A 23,120-nucleotide genomic window follows, 5' to 3' on the forward strand; every position below is an offset into this window, starting at 1 on the left:
GAATATAAAGAGTAGGTATCAAGATGACTAGTCAATACGAAAAATATCAACAACTAGACCAAGCAACACCAAATACCACCAGCACTTGGAACATGTACGGCGCCGGTGTGGAAAACATTGGTAAAGATAATCAACCAGAACTATTCAATGTACCTGAACCAGCAGATAACCAACTGCTAGTGCGAGTTGACGCAGTAGGCCTGTGCTTTTCTGATGTTAAGTTAATTAACCAAGGTAGCTCGCACCCTAAACTGTACAACCGAGATTTACGCAAAGAACCAACGCGTTTGGGCCATGAAGCCACTCTCACGGTAGTTAAAGTGGGCGAAGGCCTTAGTGGTGAATACAAAGTGGGTGAGCGTTATGCGATGCAGCCAGATATTTACCAAAATGGTAAGAGTACCGCATACGGCTACACGGTTCCTGGCGGCTTAACTCAATATCACTTAATTGGGCCCGAAGTATTAGAAACTGATACCGGTTCATGTTTGCTTAAAGTGTCTGATGAACTAGGTTTCGCTGAAGCAGCCTTACTTGAGCCTTGGGGATGTGTTTGGGCGTCATATACCCAGCGTCGTCGCTTAGAGCCAAAACAAGGCGGTGTAATGTGGATTACTGGTCAAGCTGATGACCAAACAGCTTATGGTTTTTCTAAAGGCTTAGAAGCACCTGCTACTGTTATTCTTAGCAACGTACCGGAAGCTTTTCGTCTTTTGGTAGAAAGCAAAGCTAAAAATGTGTTGATCCGTAACGACATTAACGCGAGTAACTTAGAGCAAGCAGTGGCTGAGTTTACCGATGGCGTGGGCTTTGATGACATTGTGGTTCTAGCGCCACAATCAGCCGACGAACTGACAAGTATTGCAAAATATGTTGCTCGTCGCGGTACTATGAATATGGTGGGTAAGAAACCAGTAGATGGTTTAGTCAATGCCGATGTTGGCCGTTTACATTACGACTACGTTGCCTTTATTGGTAATAGTGGTGTAGATGTAGCCGACTCCTACGGTGAGCAGCGCAACCGCTGTGATTTAAGAAAAGATGGCTTTGCAGTTTTTGTTGGTGCCGGTGGTCCAATGGGGCAAATGCATGTTCAGCGCGCAATTGAGCTTAAAGACGGTCCTCGTCAAGTGGTTGTGACCGACATCAATGACCAGCGTTTAGCTGAAATTGAAGCGCGTTTTGCTAGTTTAACTGAAAGCAACAACTGTGAATTGGTGACTTACAACCCAATTAACAACCCAGTAAGCCTGCCAGAATTTGTAGAGACTCATAGTAAAGGCAAGTTAGCCGACGACGTCGTGGTGTGTGTACCAAATGCCGATATCATGGCCGAGTCTGCAACCTTTATGAAAGATGACGGCATGTTGGTATTGTTTGCTGGTGTTCCTAATGGCACCTTGGCACCGGTAGACTTTAGTTCTGTTTACCTTAGTAATGCCCAATACACAGGAACGTCAGGCTTAACTATTGAAGACCAAACAGTAGTGATGGATAACACCGTAGCAGGTAACATTGCTCCAGCCATTTGTGTTGCGGCTATTGGCGGTATGAATGTGGCTAAAGATGGTATTGAAGCGATGATTGATGCTAAGTACCCAGGTAAAATCCTGATCTTCCCACAACTAGAAGATTTACCGCTATTAGGTTTAGATGAACTAGCTGAACAGTTACCTACTGTGGCAAACGCCTTAGGTAAAGGTAACACCTGGAACATTGCAGCCGAAAAAGCCTTGTTCGAAGCTTACTTATAAGGAATGCCAATGATTTACACATTAACACTAAATCCAGCTGCTGATTTAGAGCTGCAAATAGATGAGTTTGCTTTTGATAGTGTAAGTCGTGCCAATCAATCACGCCTAGATTGCGGTGGAAAGGGCTTTAATGTATCTCGGATGCTTAAAAACCTTGGTGTAACAAGCACCGCAATGGGTTTTATTGGTGGCTTTACTGGTCAACGCCTAGCAAGCGAATTGAGTAAAATGGACATTAAATGCCAATTTACTCAAATAGCAGGCGAAACCCGCACCAACGTTACCGTTGTGGAAGCGGGGAATAAGCGACATATTAAGGTGAATGAAGCGGGACCAGAAGTTAGCCCAGAAGAGCTAAAAAGCTTAGTCGACCAAGTTAAACAAAACCTCCACGCTGGTGACTGGTGGGTATTGGGTGGCAGTTTACCTAAGGGCGTAAGAGCAAACTTTTATGCAGAGCTTATTACACTGATTGAAAATGCTGGCGCACACGCGGTATTAGATACCAGTGGAGAGGCTCTGCGAGAAGGGATATTGGCTCAGCCAAGCTTAGTTAAACCTAACCTTGATGAAGCTCAAGAGCTATTGGGTTTAAGTAGCGAGGAGTTAAAACAAACTCAGGGCTGGACCCAAGCTTTACTCGCCATGGGACCGAAGAACTTAGTGGTGTCTCTAGGTAAAAAAGGTGCGTTAATGGCGAATGAACAGCAATGCGCCGAGTTTACCAGCCCGAGTATTGTTGAAGCTAACCCCATTGGTGCCGGAGACTCCATGGTGGCCGGGTTGGTTTGGCGCCTAAGTTTAGGCGAATCATTAGCTCAGGCTTTACCTTATGGCTTGGCCTGTGGTGCTGCATCTGCTAGTCGACAGGGCACTGATTTAGGTTCACTTGATCAAGTAGAGCAACTTAGAAAAGAAATAAACTAAGTGTTAGAAACTGCAGCAAAAAGGCTTATCGAATGATAAGCCTTTTTTGTTTCTTGGGCCTAGCTAAGTAATAAAAGGCAATCGTGTTATCTATTGTTAGCAGCAACAATGCCATTACTGTTGCTTACGCTTACCCATCGAACCCGACTTCTTTCCTATTTTAGATTTTCTAAACAGATTAGCAGAGATCTCTCTAGCTACCCTAAAACGTCTAGTTGTATTTACGACAAAGCCTACATTTGCGGCCTAAATTGTTTGTCTTGTGTACTCAATAATTTGCCGATAACTATCAATAAATACAATAAATACAATGACTTATCTTGTTTCATGGAGTTTGGAACGGTTCTGGCAATAGCTACAGTGGGAACCGTTTATCAAGCTAATAGGAAGAAATGTTATGGCTATTCGTCAATGTGCAATTTACGGAAAAGGCGGTATTGGTAAATCTACCACTACTCAAAACTTAGTTGGTGCTTTAGCGGAAGCGGGCAAAAAGGTGATGATTATTGGTTGTGACCCAAAAGCCGATTCAACACGTCTAATTTTACATGCAAAAGCGCAAAACACCATTATGGAAATGGCAGCGGAAGCGGGTTCGGTTGAAGACATCGAATTAGAAGATGTACTTAAAGTGGGCTACGGCGGTGTACGTTGTGTTGAGTCTGGTGGCCCAGAGCCAGGTGTTGGTTGTGCTGGTCGTGGCGTAATCACAGCGATTAACTTCTTAGAAGAAGAAGGCGCTTATGAAGAAGAACTAGATTTTGTATTTTACGACGTACTGGGTGACGTGGTGTGTGGTGGTTTCGCCATGCCTATTCGCGAAAACAAAGCACAGGAAATCTACATTGTTGTATCTGGTGAAATGATGGCGATGTACGCAGCGAATAACATTTCTAAAGGTATCTGTAAGTATGCTGCTACTGGTGGTGTTCGTTTAGCCGGTCTTATTTGTAACTCACGTAAATGTGACCGTGAAGATGAGTTAATTGAAGCGCTAGCAGCCAAAATTGGCACTCAAATGATTCACTTTGTACCGCGTGACAATGTTGTACAGCAAGCAGAAATTCGTCGTATGACAGTAATTGAATACAACCCTAAATGTAATCAAGCTGACGAATACCGCACCCTAGCCAAAAAAATCATCGACAACAAAATGTTTGTAGTACCTACGCCGGTAACTATGGATGAGCTCGAAGAGTTGTTGATGGAATTCGGCATCATGGATGAAGAAGACGAATCAATCATTGGTCAAGTAGCTGAAGAAGCAACGGCTTAATCACTCATCTCAGTGAGTAAATTGATGCTATAGGAGGCAGCAATGTCAGATAAAAAAGCAGAGACTCAAGCACTGATTGATGAAGTGTTAGAAGTCTATCCAGAAAAAGCCAAAAAAGATCGCCAAAAACACCTAGGTGCAAACGACAGCGAAGGTGGTAGTTGTATTACTGCTAACCGTAAGTCACTTCCTGGTGTTATGACTGCCCGCGGTTGTGCCTACGCAGGTTCAAAAGGGGTAGTGTGGGGGCCAATTAAAGATATGGTGCATATCTCTCATGGTCCTGTGGGTTGTGGTCAATACTCGCGCGCTGGTCGTCGTAACTATTACACCGGTTATACCGGAGTAAATAGCTTTGGCACCATGAACTTCACCTCTGATTTCCAAGAGCGTGACATTGTGTTTGGTGGCGATAAAAAGCTAGCAACCATGGTAGACGAAATTGAGATGTTATTCCCCTTGGCTAAAGGGATCTCGATTCAATCTGAATGTCCAGTAGGGCTAATTGGTGATGACATCGAAGCAGTGGCTAAAACCAAAGGTGCCGAGATTGGCAAAACCATTGTTCCAGTTCGTTGTGAAGGTTTCCGCGGCGTGAGTCAGTCGCTTGGTCACCACATTGCTAACGATACTCTACGTGATTACGTATTGGATAAATCAGAAGACAAAGAAGTCGCTACTAGCGATTACGATGTAGCCATTATTGGTGATTACAACATCGGTGGTGACGCCTGGTCTTCGCGTATTCTGTTAGAAGAAATTGGTCTTAGAGTGGTGGCGCAGTGGTCTGGTGACGGTACTTTACCAGAGCTAGAGAATACGCCAAAAGTGAAAATGAACCTAGTGCACTGTTACCGTTCAATGAACTACATCTGTCGTCATATGGAAGAGAAATATGGCATCCCTTGGATGGAGTACAACTTGTTCGGTCCTACCAAGTGTGAAGAATCATTACGCGCTATCGCCGCTAAATTTGACGAGAAAATTCAAGCTAAGGCTGAAGAAGTTATCGCCAAATATAAAGAACAGTGGCAAGCAGTGGTGGATAAGTATCGCCCTCGTTTAGAAGGCAAGAAAGTGATGCTTTATGTAGGTGGTTTGCGTCCTCGCCATGTAATTGGTGCCTATGAAGACTTAGGTATGGAAATTGTTGGTGCTGGTTATGAGTTTGGCCATAACGATGACTACAGCAAAACTGTACCAGAAGTGAAAGACGCCACGTTAATTTACGATGACGTAACGGGTTACGAGCTAGAAGCTTTTGCCGACAAACTCAAGCCTGATTTGATAGGTGCGGGTGTTAAAGAGAAGTACATATTCCAAAAAATGGGTATTCCTTTCCGTCAAATGCACAGCTGGGATTACTCAGGTCCGTACCACGGTTTTGATGGCTTCGCTATCTTTGCCCGCGACATGGACATGACCTTAAACAACCCTTGTTGGGACAAGTTAACGCCACCATGGAAGAGTGCCAAAGCAGCCGCTTAAGTACTAGCAAGATCAGGAAGAGTGCATTAGCGCTTAAAAAATTAACTCAATTCGTAGTTCACAGATGAGTGGCGCGAAAGGAGAGATACAATGAGTCAACAAGTAGATGATATAAAACCTGGCTACCCCTTGTTTGAACAGCCAGAGTATAAAGACATGATGGCGCGTAAACGTGCCGATCATGAAGAAGGTGTCAGCGACGAGAAGATCAAAGAAGTATTTGAGTGGACTACCACCCAAGAATACCAAGATCTTAACTTTTCTCGTAAAACCCTAACCGTAGACCCAGCCAAAGCCTGCCAACCATTAGGTTCGGTATTGTGTGCGCTAGGTTTCGAGAAAACTCTGCCTTATGTGCATGGTTCTCAGGGTTGTGTAGCCTATTTCCGTACCTATTTTAACCGCCACTTCAAAGAGCCTGTTGCCTGTGTATCAGACTCAATGACTGAAGACGCAGCGGTATTTGGCGGTCAGAAAAACATGTTTGATGGCCTGCAAAACTCTTTAGCATTGTATAAGCCTGAAGTTATTGCTGTGTCTACAACCTGTATGGCAGAAGTAATTGGTGATGACTTAAACGCCTTTATCGGCAATGCCAAAGAAGAGGGTTACATACCTAAAGAACTACCTACACCTTTTGCTCATACACCAAGCTTTGTAGGCAGCCATGTAACCGGTTGGGACGGGATGTTTGAGGGCTTTGCTCGCTATTTCACCCTAAACAAAATGGACGATAAAACGGTAGGCAGTAACGGCAAAATTAACCTAATACCAGGTTTTGAAACCTACTTAGGTAACTACCGTGTTATTCACAAAATGATGCAACAAATGGGTGTGGATTACAGTCTACTTAGTGACCCATCAGAAGTGTTGGATACACCTGCTGATGGTGAGTACCGCATGTATGCTGGTGGTACGCCGCTAAGTGAGCTTGAAGACGCACCTAACGCAATTACAACAGTGTTATTGCAGCCTGATCAGCTAACTAAAACCAAAAAATTTGTGGAAGGTACTTGGAAACATGAGGTTCCTGCATTGCAAATTCCAATGGGCTTAGATTGGACCGACGAATTTCTTATTAAGATTGCCGAGTTAACTGGCAAAGAAATTCCAGAAAGCTTAGCCACAGAGCGTGGTCGTTTAGTCGACATGATGACCGATTCACACACTTGGTTACACGGCGTGAGTTTCTCTATCTATGGTGATCCAGATTACCTAATGGGTTTAACTAAATTCTTACAAGAATTAGGTTGTGAAGTTAAACACATCTTATGTAACAACGGTGCTAAACGTTGGCGTAAGAAAATGGAAGCGCTTATTGCTGAGTCACCAAGCACTGCAAATGCCGAGATCCATGTAGGCAAAGACTTGTGGCACTTCCGTTCGTTGGTATTTACCAATAAACCTGACTTTATGATTGGTAACTCTTACGCCAAGTTTATTCAGCGTGATACCAAAGCAAAAGGTGAAGAGTTTGAAGTACCGCTAATTCGCTTAGGCTTCCCGATCTTTGATCGCCACCATTTACACCGCAACACCACACTAGGCTACGAAGGCAGCATGTACATGCTTACCACCTTAGTGAACGAAGTGCTGGCAAAACTTGATCAAGATACCAGTGAAATGGGTAAAACAGACTATGGCTTCGACCTAGTTCGTTAATCACTGCCCACCACAAGACCGGCCGGGGCTTTAGCCCCGGCCACTTAAGGACGAGATATGCCAAACCTAATAATTAGCCGAGAAAGTTCTGGCGCGCTTCAAGCCTATATTGCAAAGAAAGATTTGGAGTTGCCAATTCACTCATTGCAGTTTGATCAACAAGATCAATGGGGTGGGGAGATAGAACTTAGTGACGGCAGTAAATTTTATATTGAGCCAGTAAACCCTGCGCCAAGTTTACCTAAAACCTTTCGTGCAAGACGCGCTTAGTATGCGCGAGTCCTGGTGATGAGATTGATACGCTAAGGAGTACCGATGAAATCAAACATTAACGATAACTTAGCGCTGCGATTGGCTGTGGCGTCTAAAGCGATTCCAGATATTGAACTAAAGCAGTTTGTATCATTGCTGGTGGGTCACTGCGGCGAACCATTAACCGAGAAAAAGTTAAGAGCCTTAAGCCCTAAAGTATTACGCGAAGTATTTCAAAGCTCTCGCTACACTGTAGAGCGTAGCCAAGTAAATCAATTACATGCAATATTAAGCTCAGAGCAAATCAGTCCTATGGAAGCGCCGGTAGTCCCGGAGCAAACCTTGCTAAAAGGACCGATTGTGCAGCTTGCGGTAAGTTCTAATAACTTGGAGCGCATCGACGGACACTTTGGCTCTTGCTTACGTTTTCTCATTTATCAAGTGAGTGCTCAAGGTTTTCAGTTAGTAGATGTTAGGCCGGTAATTGAGAACTTAAGTGGCGATGCGCGCACTAGCTACTTAATTGACTTGATCAGTGACTGCCAATTGCTAGCCACTTTGTCGATTGGCGGGCCTGCTGCCGCTCGGGTGAGTCGCGCTGATATTTTGCCCTTGAAACAGCTTACGCCTCAAGCCGCAAGGTCTATCTTAGAACGCTTGCAAACAGTGATGGATTGCCCACCGCGTTGGTTAGCTAAGTTGCTAGAAAAACAGGAGGCAGAAGCATGTCTACTATAGAGCCGAGTGTTACAGCAGAGCCGAAGCAATGTTCTTGCAAAGGTGAAGAGCAGCTACATAGCCCAAAACACTCATCTAGTTGTCAGTGTAAGAGCCACCAGTCAGAAGGCTCAAAACCTAAGCATAGCTGCGGGTGTAAGCATGAAGATCACGCTGCTACCGAAGAGCTAAGCCAAAGCCTAATTGATAAGTTAGTGGCAAGTTTGGCCGATAAAAACGATTACCAAGCAAAGCTTAACTGTTTTAAAAAACATCATCCAAGCATCCGTATTATCGAGTGCAGTGAAGATGATATGGCCGAACGTGAGGCGTTTATGAGTGCCAGTTATTTTGATTTATTCTTAATGGCTAAAGGCACTAGTTGTGCCAGATTAACCAATAGCGTAGATCTAGCTATTGGGCTCGTAATTGCTTTGCACGAAGAGTGAGTTATTAAAATAGGTTCTTATGTACTGCCTAGTGCCAGCATTAGGCAGTTTCTTTAAACAGGTTAGCTATTCATGAGCAGTAATATTACCGACCGCTATGTCTCTTTTTGCAACATCAATTGTGATGAAAATGCAGACCGCCTAATAAGCATGCTTGAACAGCATTTAAACGCAAAAAGGGGAGGCGATCTATGGCTGAGTTACTTTCATGATAAACGCGCAGAACAAGCGAAAATGCAGCGAGATAACCTTAATTTTATCGGTAATCAAACTAATCCTTTGTATGAGTACTTCGAAGTTTGTGAAGATACTCAGGCTTTAGAGCTACTTTACAAAATTGAACAAGAATGTTGTTAAGTAAGCCCTGTTTCTTGGCACCGGTTCGGTCAGCTTAGGTTTTGGCTTACCAGTACTTTTGTTTATTTAGTGCGGCAACACATTGGCTTGCCCCGTTGATACTGGGGATTTCTTGATTGGACAGACTTTGCGCCAACCAGCCTTCAGGGTGGCTTAACTTACATGGTGCTTTGATTTGTTGCTCAGTAATTTGCTTAAAGCCAACTTTGCTATAAAAGTTTGGGTCGCCATAAGTGATTAACAAATCTATATCTAGCTTGCGTAATTGCTCCACACCGTAATTTATCAGCTTTTGGCCAACACCTTGGCCTTGCTGCTTGGTAGCTATAGCCACTGGAGACAATATAAACGCCACGTCGTCAGATGCGAGCAACATGCGGCTAAAAAAGATACAACCCGCCAGTTCTTCGTTTGAGCTTGCTACGAAGCCGATTATATCTTGCTCTGGCGTAGTCTCTATCATTTCAGCGACTAAAGCTTTTATTAACTGGCCTTCTTCAGCGCCTTCAGAGTCAGCAAATACTTGTTCAAATAACTGGGTAACGGGGTTCGCTAAACTCACGTTAAAAAGCGATAGTTTCATCACCGGATCCTTTCTAAAGTTTGTAGCAGTTTATAACAAGTAAAATAGTAAAAATTTGCTCTAAACCAAATTAAGCCCCACTGGTTATGTGGCGCTGTAAAGTGGGGGTGATCTAATATTAAGTGAGAACTGTTAGTTGTATCATTTTTAAAGAGTTTTACCCCTATTCATGTGAAAACAAGCTACTTATACTATTGTTAGTAAATACTGTTTAAATCGAATATTTAAAGGACTTAATGCATGTCAACAACCTGTCTTAATCAGGCTAACACTAGCAGCGAACAAGTTATTCGTCGTTTGTATCAAGTGACAAATGCACATAACCAAGGCTTCGAAGCGCAGATCCTGGCGCTGCTTCAAATGGGCTTAGAGCGTTTTAACTTGGATATTGCTATTTTGTCCAGGATTCAGGGAAACGACTATGTTGTTCAATATTGCGTCACTCCAGAGGCTGTTGAGCTCAAAGCTGGCGATCGTTTTACTTTGGATACCACATACTGTGGAATCACCTGTGAAGCCCAAGCACCGGTCGCTCTAGAATACATTGGTAAACATGATATGTACGCCAGGCATCCGGCCTATAAAGCTTTTGGTTTAGAGTCTTACATTGGTATGCCTATTCGTTTAAATGGTGAACTCTACGGAACCTTAAATTTTTCTAGTCCTGCTCCTTACCCTCGTCATTTCCAAGAAATTGATATTGATGCGGTGCAATTAATGGCTTCATGGATAGAAGTAGAGCTGATTCGCAGGCAACAAGAAGAACAGCTAAACAAACTTAATCAAAAGCTAAAACGATTAGCGAACTACGACAGTTTAACCGAGATACCAAATCGCCGTGGGATGTACAAAAAGCTAAAGAAAAGTATGAACTTGTTAAGCCGAACTGGCGGCGAGGGCACGTTGGCTATTGTGGATATTGATCACTTCAAAAAACTCAATGATAGCTACGGTCATCAGCTTGGTGACAAAGCATTAGTCGAAACCGCGAAGCAAATTAGCAATTCCTTAAGAGACTATGACTTTGTTGCTCGTTTGGGTGGAGAAGAATTCCTAATTTGGTTGCCCAATAGTAATTTAAACGGTTGTGCAAAGGTATTTAGTCGGGTGATGAAGGCGATTGGTAGTATTAAGCTAACAGAAGCACCAATTACCGTATCTATTGGTGCTTATTATCTCGGCTTTAACGAGAGCAGTTTACCCAGTGATTTTGAAATGCTAGCGGACAAAATGATTGCGATTGCTGACCAAGCCCTATATGAAGCAAAAGAAACTGGACGTAATAAAGTAGTAACGCGCAGTGGTTCTTTTGAAGACTTTTCTGTTTAACCCTCTTTTGGGTAACTCAAACTAGCTGGTAGCCACATCTTCTTACGGTAGTCGCCCTATATTACGGGCGACTCACTCCTTCAATTTTACTCCGTTCGATTTAGTCGCACTATTTCCCACATATTGTTCTAGTCGTAAGGCTTTGTAGCAATTACGACAAATAGTCCGCCGTTCAAAGCCCCTAATAGCGCTATTCTCCAATGGAATACGCTTTGCAATACCACAATTAATCATTGATCCAAATAGTTGTTGTGAGGTGTAAGCATGAAGCGAAGCGACATAGCCGAGTTATTAGATGAACCCGCTTGCGAGCATAACACTGGAGAAAAATCTGGCTGTGCTAGACCAGTACCTGGGGCAACGGCAGGCGGTTGTAGTTTTGATGGTGCGCAAATTACCTTGTTACCGATTGCCGATGTTGCCCATATTGTTCATGGGCCTATAGCTTGTGCGGGAAATAGCTGGAACAACCGAGGCACTCGCGCATCGGGCCGCAATTTATTTCGCTTGGGTTTTACTACCGATTTAAACGAGCAAGACGTGATTATGGGGCGGGCCGAAAAGCGTTTGTTACACGCGATAAAAACGGTCATTGAAAAACATTCCCCTCCAGCGGTTTTTGTATATGTCACTTGTGTACCCGCTCTGGAAGGAAACGATGTAGAGGCTATTTGTAAATTGGCTCAAAGCCGTTGGAGTATCCCAGTTGTGGCGGTAGATGCTGCAGGCTTTTATGGCAGCAAAAACCTAGGTAACCGGATAGCTGGTGAAGTGATGGTTAAGCAGGTGGTGGGCACCATAGACCCGCCAGAGAAACCTTTTATGCGTCACGATCCAACCAGGCGAGTGAACGATATTGTGTTGATTGGTGAATACAACATTGCAGGTGAATTTTGGCATGTATCTCCGCTGTTAGAGCGTTTGGGTTATCGAGTATTAAGTTGCATGTCGGGGGATACTCGTTTTCACGAGATACAAACCATGCACCAGGCCGATGTTGCCATGGTGGTGTGTTCCAGAGCGCAAATTAATGTCGCGCGAATGTTGCAAGAACGCTGGAACATTCCGTGGTTTGAAGGCAGTTTTTATGGCATTGAAGATACTTCTGCTTCGTTGCGTAGTTTTGCCAAGTTGTTGGATGACCCGCAGGTGAACCGAGAAACCGAAGTGCTTATTGCTCAACAAGAAGCGTTGATCCGGCTGCAACTACAACCTTACATAGAACGTCTTAAAGGCAAAAAGGCTTTGCTGTATACCGGTGGAGTTAAATCTTGGTCTATCGTTTCCGCCCTACAAGAGCTAGGTATTAGCGTTGTAGCTACCGGAACCAAGAAATCGACAGCAGAAGATAAGGCAAGAATTAAGCAAATTATGGGTGAGGATGCGCTGATGCTAGATGAAGGTGGCGCCCGAAATCTGCTCAATGTAGCTCAACAACATAACGCCGATTTAATGATTGCCGGCGGACGTAACATGTATACCGCCTTAAAAGCGCGTCTGCCGTTTCTGGATATTAATCAAGAACGTGAACATGCCTACGCGGGTTATCAAGGCATGCTTACGTTTGCTAAAGAGCTTTGCCGTACCTTAGACAGTGCCATTTGGCCTTTAGTGACCAGTAATCCGCCGTGGACCAGCAGTGCGCCAATAGGGGAGAAGTAACATGACAAATAAAGTATCAGTTAAACGCAGCGCATTGGTTGAGCAACCTTTAAAAACCAGTGCAGCCACTGGCGCTACATTGGCATGTATGGGTTTAGATAACTCAATTCCTTTAATGCACGGCTCGCAGGGCTGCGGGGCGTTCGCAAAAGTGTATTTGATTCAACATTACCGAGAACCCATTCCGCTACAAAACACCGCCATTGATCACATCGCAGCGGTGATGGGCGGTGACGACAACTTATCAAGTGCACTTAAATTACTGTGCGAAAAGCACCAAGCAGCACTTATCGTAGTGATGACAACAGGTTTAACCGAGATGCAGGGCTGCGATGTAACTAGGGTTGTGCGAGAGTTTAAAACGCAACATCCTCAGTTTTCTAACAAGAGGATTGTAAGTGTAAATACTCCAGATTTTACTGGGTCTATGCAAAGTGGGTTTGCCAGTACCATCGAAGCCTGCATGCAGCAGTTATTAGTAGAAAAGCAACTAAGTGTGGAAGAACTCGATTCAAACATTCAGCAACTAAATGTTTTTGTGTCCTGTGCCTTAACTAGCGGCGATTTAGAGTTAATTGCCCGCTATTGTGAAGCCTTCGGTTTTAACCCGGTGTTAGTACCCAATCTTAGCGATTCTTTAGACGGGCACTTAGCCGACGACGACTTTTCGGTCACTTCCACAGGTGGTACTGGTTTAAGTCAGCTTGCTAGTTGTATTCACAGTAAAGCAAGTTTGGTGTTTGGTGAGTCGATGCTGCCAGCTGCAAGTGTGCTAGAAAGGCATTACCAAGTACCAAGTTTATTCATGGGAACAGGAATGGGCATGCAGCAGACCGACCAATTGGTAATGAAACTTGCCGATCTGTCTAATAAGCCCGTTCCTCAATGGATTACTCGGCAGCGTAAACGGCTGCAAGATGCCTTACTCGATAGCCACTTTTTGTTAAGTGACGCCAAAGTGGCCATTGCCCTTGAGCCAGATCTTGCTGCAGGTTATTGCGAGATTTTTTCTGAGGTAGGTGCAAGTGTTGAGCGAGTGGTTACCACGCTTAATGTGACAAGTTTACCGCAGCTAAAAACAAACAGCGTAGTGGTAGGGGATTTGTCTGATCTAGAACCTTGCGTAAACGAATGTGAACTGATTGTAGGTAATACCCACTGCGCCAACATGTGCGAACCGCTTACGCCTGTTTTACGAGCGGGATTTCCTTGTCACGACCGATTTGGTAACAGTGATATTTTGCAAGTGGGCTATGAAGGAGCGCGGCAACGCTTGTTTGCAATGGCTAATTTACTTAAAGCAAACCATCAAGATGAAGTACCAGCCCATAAAAGTAGCTATCGCTTTGAACCATCTAGCTGTACTCAGCCAGCCTTAAGTAGCTAGAGGTAAAAATTATGAATGCGATGCAAAGACAACTAAGAGTGATTGAAGATGGCCAGCAGCGTGAACATGTTTTTAAAGTAGCGTTTGCCAGCGAAAGTAAACATTGTGTCGATCAGCATTTTGGCAGTGCCCATACCTTTTTGGTGTATGGCTTTGGTGAACACCACATTCAACTGTTAGAGGCTCTACAGTTTGACCAGGCAAAACCAGGTCACGACAAAGGCCGTTTAAAACAACGAATTGATGCCTTAGCTGGCTGCGCCGCAGTTTTTAGCAATGCTTGTGGTCATAGCGCAAACGAGTTGCTTAAACAGCAGGGGATTTGCAGTTTAATGGTTGATAGCGACACCGAGCTAAGTGTGTTGTTAGGCGACATTCACTTGCAGTTTGTACATCAACCCCTCCCTTGGATGTACTCCCAAAACCTCGACCCGCAACAACAAGAGCAACGTCTCAACGAATTATTAGACGAGCCCTGGTAGGGCAAGATTAACTTTCAAAATAAGGAAAAAATAATGAGTGATAAAACATACATGGGCTTAACTCGCGACGGAACGCCCTGGGAGCCACAATTTGTAACAGCGCTAGATCAAGATGCTTGTATAGGCTGTGGGCGTTGCTACAAAGTATGTCCTCGCGACGTATTTGATCTAGTTGAGCGTGAAATTGACGAAGACGATGAAGCCTTTGACGATTATGAAGACGACGTAGTAATGGTGATGGAATTAGCCAACGCTGGCGATTGTATCGGCTGTGCAGCTTGCTCTACCGTTTGTGCCAAAAATTGCCATACCCATACGCCTGCCAGTGCGTTGGTGTAAAGAGGTAGTAGCTATGGCACAGGTAAGCATGCAGGTAATTAGTGTCGACAAAGGCAAGGTTGTGTTGCAAGGGCAGCGCGCCAGTGCTTGTAGTTCGTGCGCCAGTAAGAGTAGTTGCTTAACCGTTAATCCAGAATCACCAAACCTACTTAATGCGGAGTTCTCTGCTACTCAAGGTTTAGAACTTGGTCAAAACATTACCCTTAATTGCCAAGATAGCTTTCTCCTCAAAGCTATCTTGGCAGCCTTAATGCCTGCATTGCTTGGTTTAATTAGCTTTGCACTGCTGGCCAATCAGCTACTGTATTTTCTTACACCATCTGTACTTGATATTGCCTGTGCCGGTTTTGCTTGTTTGGGTTTTGTATTGGGCTTGCTGGTAAGTCGACGCTTATCGCGTGGTTTAGCCTCTGAGCTACGCAACAAACTATCGCTTAAACCCACACCGTAATACTGCCAGTCCGAACAGTGTTTGCGCATGCTTGTCGCTGCTAGGTCTTTGCTGTAAATCAGTAACTAAGCGAAATTATTTTTTAGATAATAACTAGGGTCTGTTGATCTTTGCTGATGGTTTTTGCAGCAATTTTTTAGCCATTTAGGCAAGGCAGTGAGTGTGCAGTTAAGTGGGCTTAATCATCACTCGCTAACGCTGAATAAATGGCTAAGAAATGCTGCCCGAAGGGGTCGGATAAGCGAACTTTACTCTTTGTTAAGCACTTCTTGCTTAGCCCACTAGGCTTCTAAGTGCTCGCCGCGATTAAAGCCCGCTTATCTCGAACAAAATTTCAACACCAAAGATCAACAGACCCTAATATAATACTTAAAAACCTCCTCTTTATTCACGCTAAATTAGGTCTAAATATTTTTGAAAATGTTTACTTAAATGATCTACTCCTCACTTTATAAATGGCTTTATTAAGTACTATTTATGGCTTAACAGTTATTGTGGTTTTGTAATTTAATTGATTGTTTTTATTAGCTAATTTTTTGTTTTCATTTGTTGTGTTTCTAGGCTACTGTTCGGTTTTTGAACTAAATGTGATTAGCCAAAACATAATGGAATATATGATGATTCGTAAAAATAATCTTTCGCTAGGCATTGCCTTGGCGTTTGCTTGTTCGGCAAGCAATGCTGTGCATGCCGTTACTGTAAGTAATGCAGATTTTCGCAATGTTGAGATTCGACATAGCGGAATGTGCATCGATTTGACCGGGGGAAATACTGCTAATTTTTCAGGTTTTAGCCAATGGACTTGCGGCGAAAACAACAGCAACCAACGGCTTGAGTTTGTTGAGCGAGGTGAGGGTTTTTACAGTATTAAAACCAAGACAAGCCAAAAGTGTTTAGAGGTTGCGAATAGTGACTCTGCAAACGGCGCGCGTATTCAGCAACTCACTTGTGCAGATGCTAGTGCTAATCAGCAATGGTCACTGCAAGATATGAATAATGGCTGGTTTAAACTTAAAAACCGTGCCACCGAAAAATGCCTCGACGTAGCGGGTGCATATACTGAAAAAGGCTCAGAGTTCCACCAATGGGCCTGCTTAGCCGACCATCCTAACCAAGAGTTTCGTTTTATCTTTGATGAAAATGTTGCTAGCGATCCTAGTGGCACCATTACGGTTCAAGCCGCAGACTTCGTAAGTCAAGGTGGCAGTTTTGATGATAATCAGCAAAGCCCAGTAAGCATCTACAGCGTAGCGGGGCAGCAAGCGATTAATTACATTAATAGCGGCGACTTTGTAGACTACAAGGTAGATATTGACCGCGCAGGAAAGTACCAGGTTACTTTTAATGTGGGAACAGCGATTACGTCAAACGCAGTGATTGAGCTTTTAGTACTAGAAAATGGCAGCTGGGTGTCTTACGCTCAAGCGTCGGTACCTGCTTATGGCTGGGACAATTTTACTGAACTTAGCGCAGCTAACGAAGTGTCTTTAGCGGCCGGCACGCAAAAGTTACGTATTCACGCGCTGGGTAGCAATGACTGGCAGTGGAACTTAGCGTCGTTTAAATTGGAATGGCAAGGCGAACCTACAGACCCTGTTGACCCACCTTTGCTAGATAGCGATGGTGATGGGGTACTCGACGTAAATGATTTATGCCCTAACACTCCAGCCAACCAGCCGGTAAATCAAGATGGCTGTGCGCAATCGCAACTTGATGATGACAATGACGGTGTCAGCAATGATGTCGATCAGTGTCCTAACACACCTCCTGGCGTTACCGTTGATAACACCGGATGTGAGCCAAACTCTCCTGGAGTAATAGATGTAAATACCGCTGATGCTAACTTGCCAAGCTTTGTATCGTTTAACAATACTACCCCCTTAGGCAAGCGCTGGGAAAAAGTAGAAAGTTTGTCCGATGAGTTTGAGTTTTGGAATAGCGCTAAATGGATAAAAACCAACTGGAACTATGGCAATACCCCGGTAAACATGTTGAACAAAAACTCGGGTGTGTCGGATGGTAATCTGTGGATACAAGCAACCTTAAATGCTGATAGCCCTAATCAGTGGTTCGAAACTTCTCGGGTACGTTCAGTTGCCAAAATTAAGTTTCCTATGTACATAGAGAGCCGCATTAAGGTGGCCAATATCTCTGCCTACAGTACTTTTTGGTTAAACAACGGCGATATAAATAATCGAGATGAAATCGATATTATTGAAATTAACCCGGTTCCTACCTGTAATTGTCAGCCAGATTTCCCGTGGAAGATGAACTCTCAGTACTTTATTGCTAAGGATGGTTCTACCGAAAGAAATCATGGTAACTCAGACAACCGTACCGATTTGTCAGATGAAAACACCTTGCAAGGTGTGTTGTGGACAGATGATTACCATGTATTTGGTGCCTGGTGGAAAGATGAACACACTGTACAGTTTTATCTAAACGGCGAACCGGTTAATAAAGTCACTACACAACAGCCGTTTACCCTAGAGCAGTTTGTTATTTGGGACTTATGGAGCCAAGACTCAAGTTGGGTAGGTGGTTTGCCGCAAAAAACAGACTTGCTTAACGATAACAACAACACCATGAAGGTTGATTGGATCCGTACTTGGAAGCTCGTTGACGAATAAACTATAGGCGTACTTATTACGCGTTAACAAAGAGAGCTTATCGGCAACGCTAAGCTCTTTTTCTTTCTAATTAGCATTAAGCAGAGCGAAGCCAGAGTTGTTTGTATCCCAAAACCGGATCGCTGGTTTACAAATTGTCGTTTAAGCCAACAATGTGATGTCGCAAATCTTACAAGGCTACCTAAATGTGATGTAACTCACAGTGATTATGGGTGGTGATAAAGTAAATAAGCTAATAAATACAGTGCTTTAACTTACTTTTCTTATCCGGTACTTCACTTGCAATAGTTTAGTTGGGAGATAACCCGTTGTTGATGAGTTTGCTGCCAATGAGCAAGAAACGCTGTGTTCTAGGTTCCCAATGGCTTATCAACACTCAGTTTTAGGCAGTATGTGTCTTTAGCAACGGGTTATCGCCACTACCAATTTATAAAACATTGTGGGGTAGCGTATGTGGAATTATTCAGAAAAAGTTAAACAGCATTTCTTCACACCTAAAAATGCTAAAGCTGTCGACCATGCAAACGCTATTGGCGATGTGGGTTCAATCTCCTGCGGTGACGCTTTACGTTTAAGCCTTAAAGTGAATCCTGATAGTGACGTGATAGAAGATGCTGGTTTTCAAACCTTTGGTTGCGGTAGCGCTATTGCTTCTTCGTCTGCTTTAACTGAAATGATCATCGGCCGAACCATCGACCAAGCAATGAGCATTTCTAATCAAGACATTGCCGATTACCTAGACGGTTTGCCGCCAGAAAAAATGCATTGTTCAGTAATGGGAATGGAAGCCTTGCATGCTGCAGTTGCTCAATATCGCGGCGAAGAAGTAGCGGAAGAACACGAAGAAGGTGAATTGATTTGTAAGTGTTTTGCCATCGACGATGCACTTATCAAGCGGGTGGTTGCGCAAAACAAACTAGAGACCTTAGATGAGGTTATCAATTACACCAAAGCAGGCGGGGCCTGTGCTGCCTGCCATGAAAAAATTGAGTGGGTATTAGAAGAATGCCTAGGTGCGCCCTTGGCGGAGCCTGAAGTAGCAAAAGCAAGCCCTGTGGCTGCCACTAGCATTGTGGCGCGGATAAGAATCATTGAACAAGCACTGGAGCAAGTTCGCCCACAGCTACAAGCCGATGGCGGTGATGTTCAGCTGTCTGATGTAGATGATGACATGGTGTTTGTATCGTTAACTGGTGCCTGTTCTGGTTGCGGTTTGTCTGCGGGAACACTTGCGATGATCGAGCAAAAGATCAGCCAAGCCCTTGGCGAAACCATTACTGTTTATCCCGTTGGCGCAGCTAGCTTAGCGTAAGGAGCATTAGCATGAGTAACTTAACCACCTTAACCACCGAAACCGAGCTAGCGTATTTAGATAACAACGCCACCACGCAAGTGGACCAAGCAGTGTTACAAGAAATGCTACCTTTTCTTAGCGAGTTTTATGGCAATCCTTCTTCTATACATCGCTTTGGCAGCCAAGTTGGTCAGGCGATTGAACAGGCTAGGGAGCAGGTTCAAAAGCTTATCGGCGCAAGCCATGCTAGTGAGGTGATCTTTACCTCTTGTGCAACAGAAGCCAGCGCCACCGCGATCCTCTCAGCGGTTGAGGCTTACCCTAAGCGAAAAGAAATTGTTACGTCAGTTATCGAGCATCCCGCTACCTTACAGCTGTGTCAAATGCTTGAGCGCAAAGGCTATACCATTCATTGGATTGGCGTGGATCAACGTGGCCGTTTAGATATGGAAGCCTACAAAGCCGCACTAAGTGAAAACGTAGCCGTTGCAAGCTTTATGTGGGCAAACAATGAAACCGGTAGTTTGTTTCCTATTCGCGGTATGGCCGAGTTAGCAAAACAACACGGTATCGTTTTTCATACCGACGCTGTACAAGTGGCTGGCAAGCTGCCAATTCAAGTTGCTGATAGTGGCATAGATTTATTGTCTATTTCTGGTCACAAGTTTCATGCACCTAAGGGCATTGGTGCTTTGTATTTACGCCGCGGCGCCAAGTTTAGACCGCTATTGCGTGGTGGCCACCAAGAACGGGGGCGTCGAGCGGGTACCGAAAACAGCAGCGGAATTGTAGGTTTAGGCAAAGCTGCCGAACTGGCAATACAATCTATCGAGCAAGACTCCGCGCGCATAAAGCTGATGCGTGACCGCCTAGAAATGGGTTTGTTAGCGCGAGTTCCTAATTGCTTTGTTACTGGCGACCCAAAACACCGCGTACCTAATACCAGCAATATTGCTTTTGAATTTGTCGAGGGTGAGTCGATATTGTTGATGTTAGATCAACACGGTATTGCCGCATCCTCTGGTTCGGCGTGTACTTCAGGTTCCTTAGAGCCATCTCACGTAATGCGGGCAATGGAGATTCCTTATACCGCGGCGCATGGCGCGATTCGTTTCTCGCTTTCTCGCTTTACTACCGAGGCCATGGTTGACCAAGTGTTAGCAGTACTGCCCGGAATTGTTGAAAAGCTTCGCATGTTATCGCCGTATTGGGATGTGACTACCAATCAGCCAGCGAGCGAAAGCTTTAGTCCGGTTTATGCCTAGGTGTTAACACAAAAGGACTCACTATGCTGATCATTAATGACACTACCTTACGTGATGGCGAGCAAACCGCTGGGGTGGCTTTTAATGGCGAAGAGAAACTTGCCATTGCCACCAGTTTGGAGCAAGCAGGGATAACTGAGCTTGAAGTTGGCGTGCCAGCAATGGGCGACTCCGAACGGGAAGTGATTAAAGCCCTTTGTGATGAACTTAAGCATGCAAAAACCATGGGCTGGAGCCGTTTACACCAGCATGATATCTCGCTGGCAAATGGTCTAGGTTTAGATCTGCTCGACATATCTATTCCAGCGTCTAAACAGCAACGCGAATCTAAGCTACAACTTTCTACTGCTCAGCTTTTTGTCCAATTAGAACAGGGCATTAAACAGGCTTTAGCGCTTGGCTTGCAAGTTTGTGTTGGCATGGAAGACGCGTCACGCGCCAGTTTAGATGAGCTATATCTTATTGCCGAGAAAGCCCAAGGTTTTGGTGCTAAGCGGCTACGTTTTGCCGACACTCTGGGTTTGTTGGACCCTTTTGCTACAGAAGTGTTTATTAGTAGCCTTAAGCAGCGTAGTGACCTACAAATTGAAATGCATGCGCATAACGATTTAGGCATGGCAACAGCGAATACCTTAGCTGCTGTTAAAGCCGGCGCCGATTCGGTTAATACCACGGTAATTGGTTTAGGAGAAAGGGCCGGTAATGCCGCTTTAGAAGAAGTGCTTATGGCGCTAAATGTTACCCAATTAGCCGGCAATAAGGCGATACCTGCAGTAGATCTAAAATCGCTAAACCCTATTTGTGAGTTAGTTGCCAAGGCTTCTGGCCGTAAGCTTGGCCTTAGTAAGAGCATAGTAGGCAAACAGGTATTTACTCATGAGTCTGGCATCCATGTAGATGGCTTGCTCAAAGATCCCAATAACTACCAAGCTTTCGCGCCAGAGATTATCGGCCGAAAACACAGCGTTGTATTAGGTAAACACTCTGGTGTGGCTGCCATTAAATCGGTTTATCAAGATTTAGGCATTGCACTTAATTTTGCTCAATGTCAGGCATTACGTTCGGTATTAAGCGCATGGGCAGAAGTTAACAAACGTAGCCCTAATGCCAAAGAGTTATTGAGCTTTTATCGGCAGAGCATTAATCAGCGCTTAGACGCCGTGGGTATTTAAGGCTAAGGAGAGCGTAGATGCTAGAGAATCAAGCCAAGAGTCAAATTGCTGATCTTGCGGGCATTAACGAGCTTGCCAGTGCCGAAGACTTTCTCAATTACTTTGGCGTTAACTATCAAGCAGGTTTAGTTCGAGTAAAGCGGGTGTTGTTTATGCGCCTACTTAAGCAAGTATTGGCGAAACAGGCTTCAAGCAGTTATAGCGAATACCAAGCTGCTGTGAGCAAAGCCTATTGTTTATTGGAAAAGGGCGTTGTATTGGCACATCAAGTGCCTAGTTGCGACGCTTGTGAAGGCTGTTAATAAAGAGGTATAGCAGATGAATTCAGCAAAATTTGGATATGGCTGCAAAGTAAGAGTGGTTGAAAATATTCGCAACGACGGTAGTTTCCCAGGCTGTAAAAAAGGCGCTTTGTTAGTGCGCCGTGGCGCTACTGGCTATGTACGCCAATCGGGATATTACTTACAAGACCAAATTGTGTATCAGGTGCAGTTTATTAATCGAGGCTTAATCATTGGTTGCAAAGAACATGAGCTAATAGATGCCGAGTTAGTTTGGCAACCTAATCAGTTTGAGTATGGCGACAAAGCAGCGTTAACACTTAGTTTGTCTCAACAGGGCGAAGTTGTTGCCAAAAAAGGCAGCGTGGTAGATGTACTAGCGGTGCGCCGTAAACCAAAAACAGATCCTTGTTATCGGATTCAATACGGTGAGTTAGATGTAGAAGTACCGGAGCGAGCACTCGCAGCTTTAAAAGAAGAGGAGCCTGCCTATGTTGGATAGCAGCCACGCTTATATAACAATGAAAACCAGCATCGCTTTGTTTGATCTAAATACCGATCAACTTAGTGAAGAGCAGCAAGTAGAGTTAAACCGGGTAGTGAGCAAAACCATTGGCATTCAACAAAAGGTGCTTGCGGCTAAAGAGGCAGAAAAGGTGTATGTTGATGAGCCTCAACTAGATAAAGCTATTGCTTTAATTAAGCAAAATTTTGAATCTGAGGCAGCTTTTGAACAAGCACTGTTAGCCAATCAGCTTTCTGAGCTGGGCTTGCGCGAGGCGCTACGTAGCGAGCTTAGCAGTGAAGCGGTGCTTGCCTATATAAGCAAAGATATTCCCGAGGTTACAGAGCAGCAGGCCTTAGCCTTTTATCAGCGCCATCCCGACAAGTTTTTACAAGTAGAACGTCGCGAAGCACATCATATTCTGTTAACCATTAACGAACAATTTAAGGAGAATACTCCGAAGCAGGCTAGAGCCCGAATTCAAAGCTTGGCCAATAAAGTCACTAGCGACAACTTCGAGAAACTGGCAGAGCGCCACTCCGAATGTCCAACAGCAGTGAACGGTGGTTACTTAGGGCTAGTATCTAGGCAACAGCTGTTACCCGAACTAGATGAGGTGTTGTTTAACATGCCAAGCGAGAGCTTTAGCCAACCAATCTATACTGGCATGGGCTACCACTTATTATGGTGTAAACAGCATTACCCAGAGCATCGGGTGAGTTTTGATGATGCAAAAGCCAAAATTAAGCAATCCCTGTATGAACATGCGCAAAAACAGCAACAGAGAGTTTGGTTAAGCCGCGCTTGTAAAGGTGAAAATTTAAACTAATCCTGTGTAGACAACATGCTCACGTAGTT

Annotated in this window: 23 protein-coding genes; 22 read left to right on the forward strand and 1 reads right to left on the reverse strand. The window is 44.4% G+C overall.

All coding sequences use genetic code 11. The annotated features are described in order from the left end of the window. Positions 1-23 precede the first annotated feature (23 nt). The 9 genes from K5L93_RS19410 (at position 24) to cowN (ending at position 8,882) form a co-directional block, all read left to right on the forward strand. Positions 24-1,754, forward strand: a complete 1,731-nt coding sequence (locus K5L93_RS19410; protein WP_220721309.1) for an alcohol dehydrogenase catalytic domain-containing protein — start codon at positions 24-26, stop codon at positions 1,752-1,754. Positions 1,755-1,763: 9 nt separating this feature from the next. After that, entirely contained in the window at positions 1,764-2,681 is a 918-nt protein-coding gene (pfkB, locus tag K5L93_RS19415; RefSeq protein ID WP_220721310.1) for a 1-phosphofructokinase, read from the forward strand. Between the two features lie 397 nt (positions 2,682-3,078). Continuing rightward, a complete protein-coding gene (gene nifH, locus K5L93_RS19420; RefSeq protein WP_016403298.1) occupies positions 3,079-3,957 on the forward strand; it encodes a nitrogenase iron protein in 879 nt (292 codons plus the stop codon). Between the two features lie 42 nt (positions 3,958-3,999). Continuing rightward, positions 4,000-5,445 (forward strand): nitrogenase molybdenum-iron protein alpha chain, encoded by a 1,446-nt coding sequence (nifD, locus tag K5L93_RS19425; RefSeq protein WP_016403297.1) that lies wholly within the window; start codon positions 4,000-4,002, stop codon positions 5,443-5,445. 90 nt (positions 5,446-5,535) lie between these two features. Beyond that, entirely contained in the window at positions 5,536-7,107 is a 1,572-nt protein-coding gene (gene nifK, locus K5L93_RS19430; protein ID WP_220721311.1) for a nitrogenase molybdenum-iron protein subunit beta, read from the forward strand. A 57-nt stretch (positions 7,108-7,164) separates the two neighbouring features. Next, positions 7,165-7,377 carry a putative nitrogen fixation protein NifT gene (nifT, locus tag K5L93_RS19435; protein WP_220721312.1) on the forward strand — a complete coding sequence of 71 codons (213 nt, stop codon included), beginning with the start codon at positions 7,165-7,167 and terminating at the stop codon, positions 7,375-7,377. Positions 7,378-7,422: 45 nt separating this feature from the next. Continuing rightward, positions 7,423-8,097 (forward strand): NifB/NifX family molybdenum-iron cluster-binding protein, encoded by a 675-nt coding sequence (locus tag K5L93_RS19440; RefSeq protein ID WP_220721313.1) that lies wholly within the window; start codon positions 7,423-7,425, stop codon positions 8,095-8,097. Then, the gene (locus K5L93_RS19445; RefSeq protein WP_220721314.1) at positions 8,085-8,525 is read left to right on the forward strand and encodes a DUF6129 family protein; all 441 of its coding nucleotides are present in this window, start codon (positions 8,085-8,087) and stop codon (positions 8,523-8,525) included. Before K5L93_RS19440 ends, K5L93_RS19445 begins: the two co-directional genes overlap by 13 nt. 72 nt (positions 8,526-8,597) lie before the next feature. Beyond that, positions 8,598-8,882 carry a N(2)-fixation sustaining protein CowN gene (cowN, locus tag K5L93_RS19450; protein WP_220721315.1) on the forward strand — a complete coding sequence of 95 codons (285 nt, stop codon included), beginning with the start codon at positions 8,598-8,600 and terminating at the stop codon, positions 8,880-8,882. 46 nt (positions 8,883-8,928) lie between these two features. On the opposite strand, the gene K5L93_RS19455 is transcribed toward cowN, so the two are convergent. Beyond that, a complete protein-coding gene (locus tag K5L93_RS19455; RefSeq protein WP_220721316.1) occupies positions 8,929-9,465 on the reverse strand; it encodes a GNAT family N-acetyltransferase in 537 nt (178 codons plus the stop codon). 240 nt (positions 9,466-9,705) lie between these two features. Here K5L93_RS19455 and K5L93_RS19460 point away from each other — a divergent pair, with 240 nt between their 5' ends. The 13 genes from K5L93_RS19460 to nifM all read left to right on the forward strand — a co-directional run bounded on the left by K5L93_RS19460 (position 9,706) and on the right by nifM (position 23,091). Beyond that, positions 9,706-10,794: a sensor domain-containing diguanylate cyclase gene (locus K5L93_RS19460; RefSeq protein WP_220721317.1), complete on the forward strand. Its 1,089-nt coding sequence runs from the start codon at positions 9,706-9,708 to the stop codon at positions 10,792-10,794. Positions 10,795-11,058: 264 nt separating this feature from the next. Further along, positions 11,059-12,456, forward strand: coding sequence for a nitrogenase iron-molybdenum cofactor biosynthesis protein NifE (gene nifE / locus K5L93_RS19465; RefSeq protein ID WP_220721318.1), 1,398 nt, complete (start codon positions 11,059-11,061; stop codon positions 12,454-12,456). Position 12,457: 1 nt separating this feature from the next. Next, on the forward strand, positions 12,458-13,843 hold the full coding sequence (nifN, locus tag K5L93_RS19470; RefSeq protein ID WP_220721319.1) for a nitrogenase iron-molybdenum cofactor biosynthesis protein NifN: 1,386 nt from the start codon (positions 12,458-12,460) through the stop codon (positions 13,841-13,843). 11 nt (positions 13,844-13,854) lie between these two features. After that, on the forward strand, positions 13,855-14,325 hold the full coding sequence (locus tag K5L93_RS19475) for a NifB/NifX family molybdenum-iron cluster-binding protein (RefSeq protein WP_016401558.1): 471 nt from the start codon (positions 13,855-13,857) through the stop codon (positions 14,323-14,325). A 33-nt stretch (positions 14,326-14,358) separates the two neighbouring features. After that, complete coding sequence (fdxB, locus tag K5L93_RS19480) at positions 14,359-14,664, forward strand: ferredoxin III, nif-specific (RefSeq protein WP_152784799.1); 306 nt, start codon at positions 14,359-14,361, stop codon at positions 14,662-14,664. Between the two features lie 13 nt (positions 14,665-14,677). Further along, positions 14,678-15,115 carry a SoxR reducing system RseC family protein gene (locus K5L93_RS19485; RefSeq protein WP_220721320.1) on the forward strand — a complete coding sequence of 146 codons (438 nt, stop codon included), beginning with the start codon at positions 14,678-14,680 and terminating at the stop codon, positions 15,113-15,115. Positions 15,116-15,729: 614 nt separating this feature from the next. Next, positions 15,730-17,745 carry an RICIN domain-containing protein gene (locus K5L93_RS20225; protein ID WP_220721321.1) on the forward strand — a complete coding sequence of 672 codons (2,016 nt, stop codon included), beginning with the start codon at positions 15,730-15,732 and terminating at the stop codon, positions 17,743-17,745. A gap of 451 nt (positions 17,746-18,196) precedes the next feature. After that, positions 18,197-19,057 (forward strand): Fe-S cluster assembly protein NifU, encoded by an 861-nt coding sequence (nifU, locus tag K5L93_RS19495; RefSeq protein ID WP_016401554.1) that lies wholly within the window; start codon positions 18,197-18,199, stop codon positions 19,055-19,057. Between the two features lie 11 nt (positions 19,058-19,068). Continuing rightward, positions 19,069-20,304: a cysteine desulfurase NifS gene (gene nifS, locus K5L93_RS19500; RefSeq protein ID WP_220721322.1), complete on the forward strand. Its 1,236-nt coding sequence runs from the start codon at positions 19,069-19,071 to the stop codon at positions 20,302-20,304. 23 nt (positions 20,305-20,327) lie between these two features. Continuing rightward, a complete protein-coding gene (gene nifV, locus K5L93_RS19505) occupies positions 20,328-21,476 on the forward strand; it encodes a homocitrate synthase (RefSeq protein ID WP_220721323.1) in 1,149 nt (382 codons plus the stop codon). A 17-nt stretch (positions 21,477-21,493) separates the two neighbouring features. After that, the gene (locus tag K5L93_RS19510; protein ID WP_220721324.1) at positions 21,494-21,778 is read left to right on the forward strand and encodes a nitrogenase-stabilizing/protective protein NifW; all 285 of its coding nucleotides are present in this window, start codon (positions 21,494-21,496) and stop codon (positions 21,776-21,778) included. 16 nt (positions 21,779-21,794) lie between these two features. Continuing rightward, entirely contained in the window at positions 21,795-22,259 is a 465-nt protein-coding gene (locus K5L93_RS19515) for a nitrogen fixation protein NifZ (protein ID WP_220721325.1), read from the forward strand. Continuing rightward, positions 22,249-23,091 carry a nitrogen fixation protein NifM gene (nifM, locus tag K5L93_RS19520; protein ID WP_220721326.1) on the forward strand — a complete coding sequence of 281 codons (843 nt, stop codon included), beginning with the start codon at positions 22,249-22,251 and terminating at the stop codon, positions 23,089-23,091. The genes K5L93_RS19515 and nifM overlap by 11 nt, the downstream gene beginning before the upstream one ends. Positions 23,092-23,120: the final 29 nt, after the last annotated feature.

Origin of the sequence: Agarivorans litoreus (assembly GCF_019649015.1) — a bacterium.
GTDB classification, from domain to species: domain Bacteria; phylum Pseudomonadota; class Gammaproteobacteria; order Enterobacterales; family Celerinatantimonadaceae; genus Agarivorans; species Agarivorans litoreus.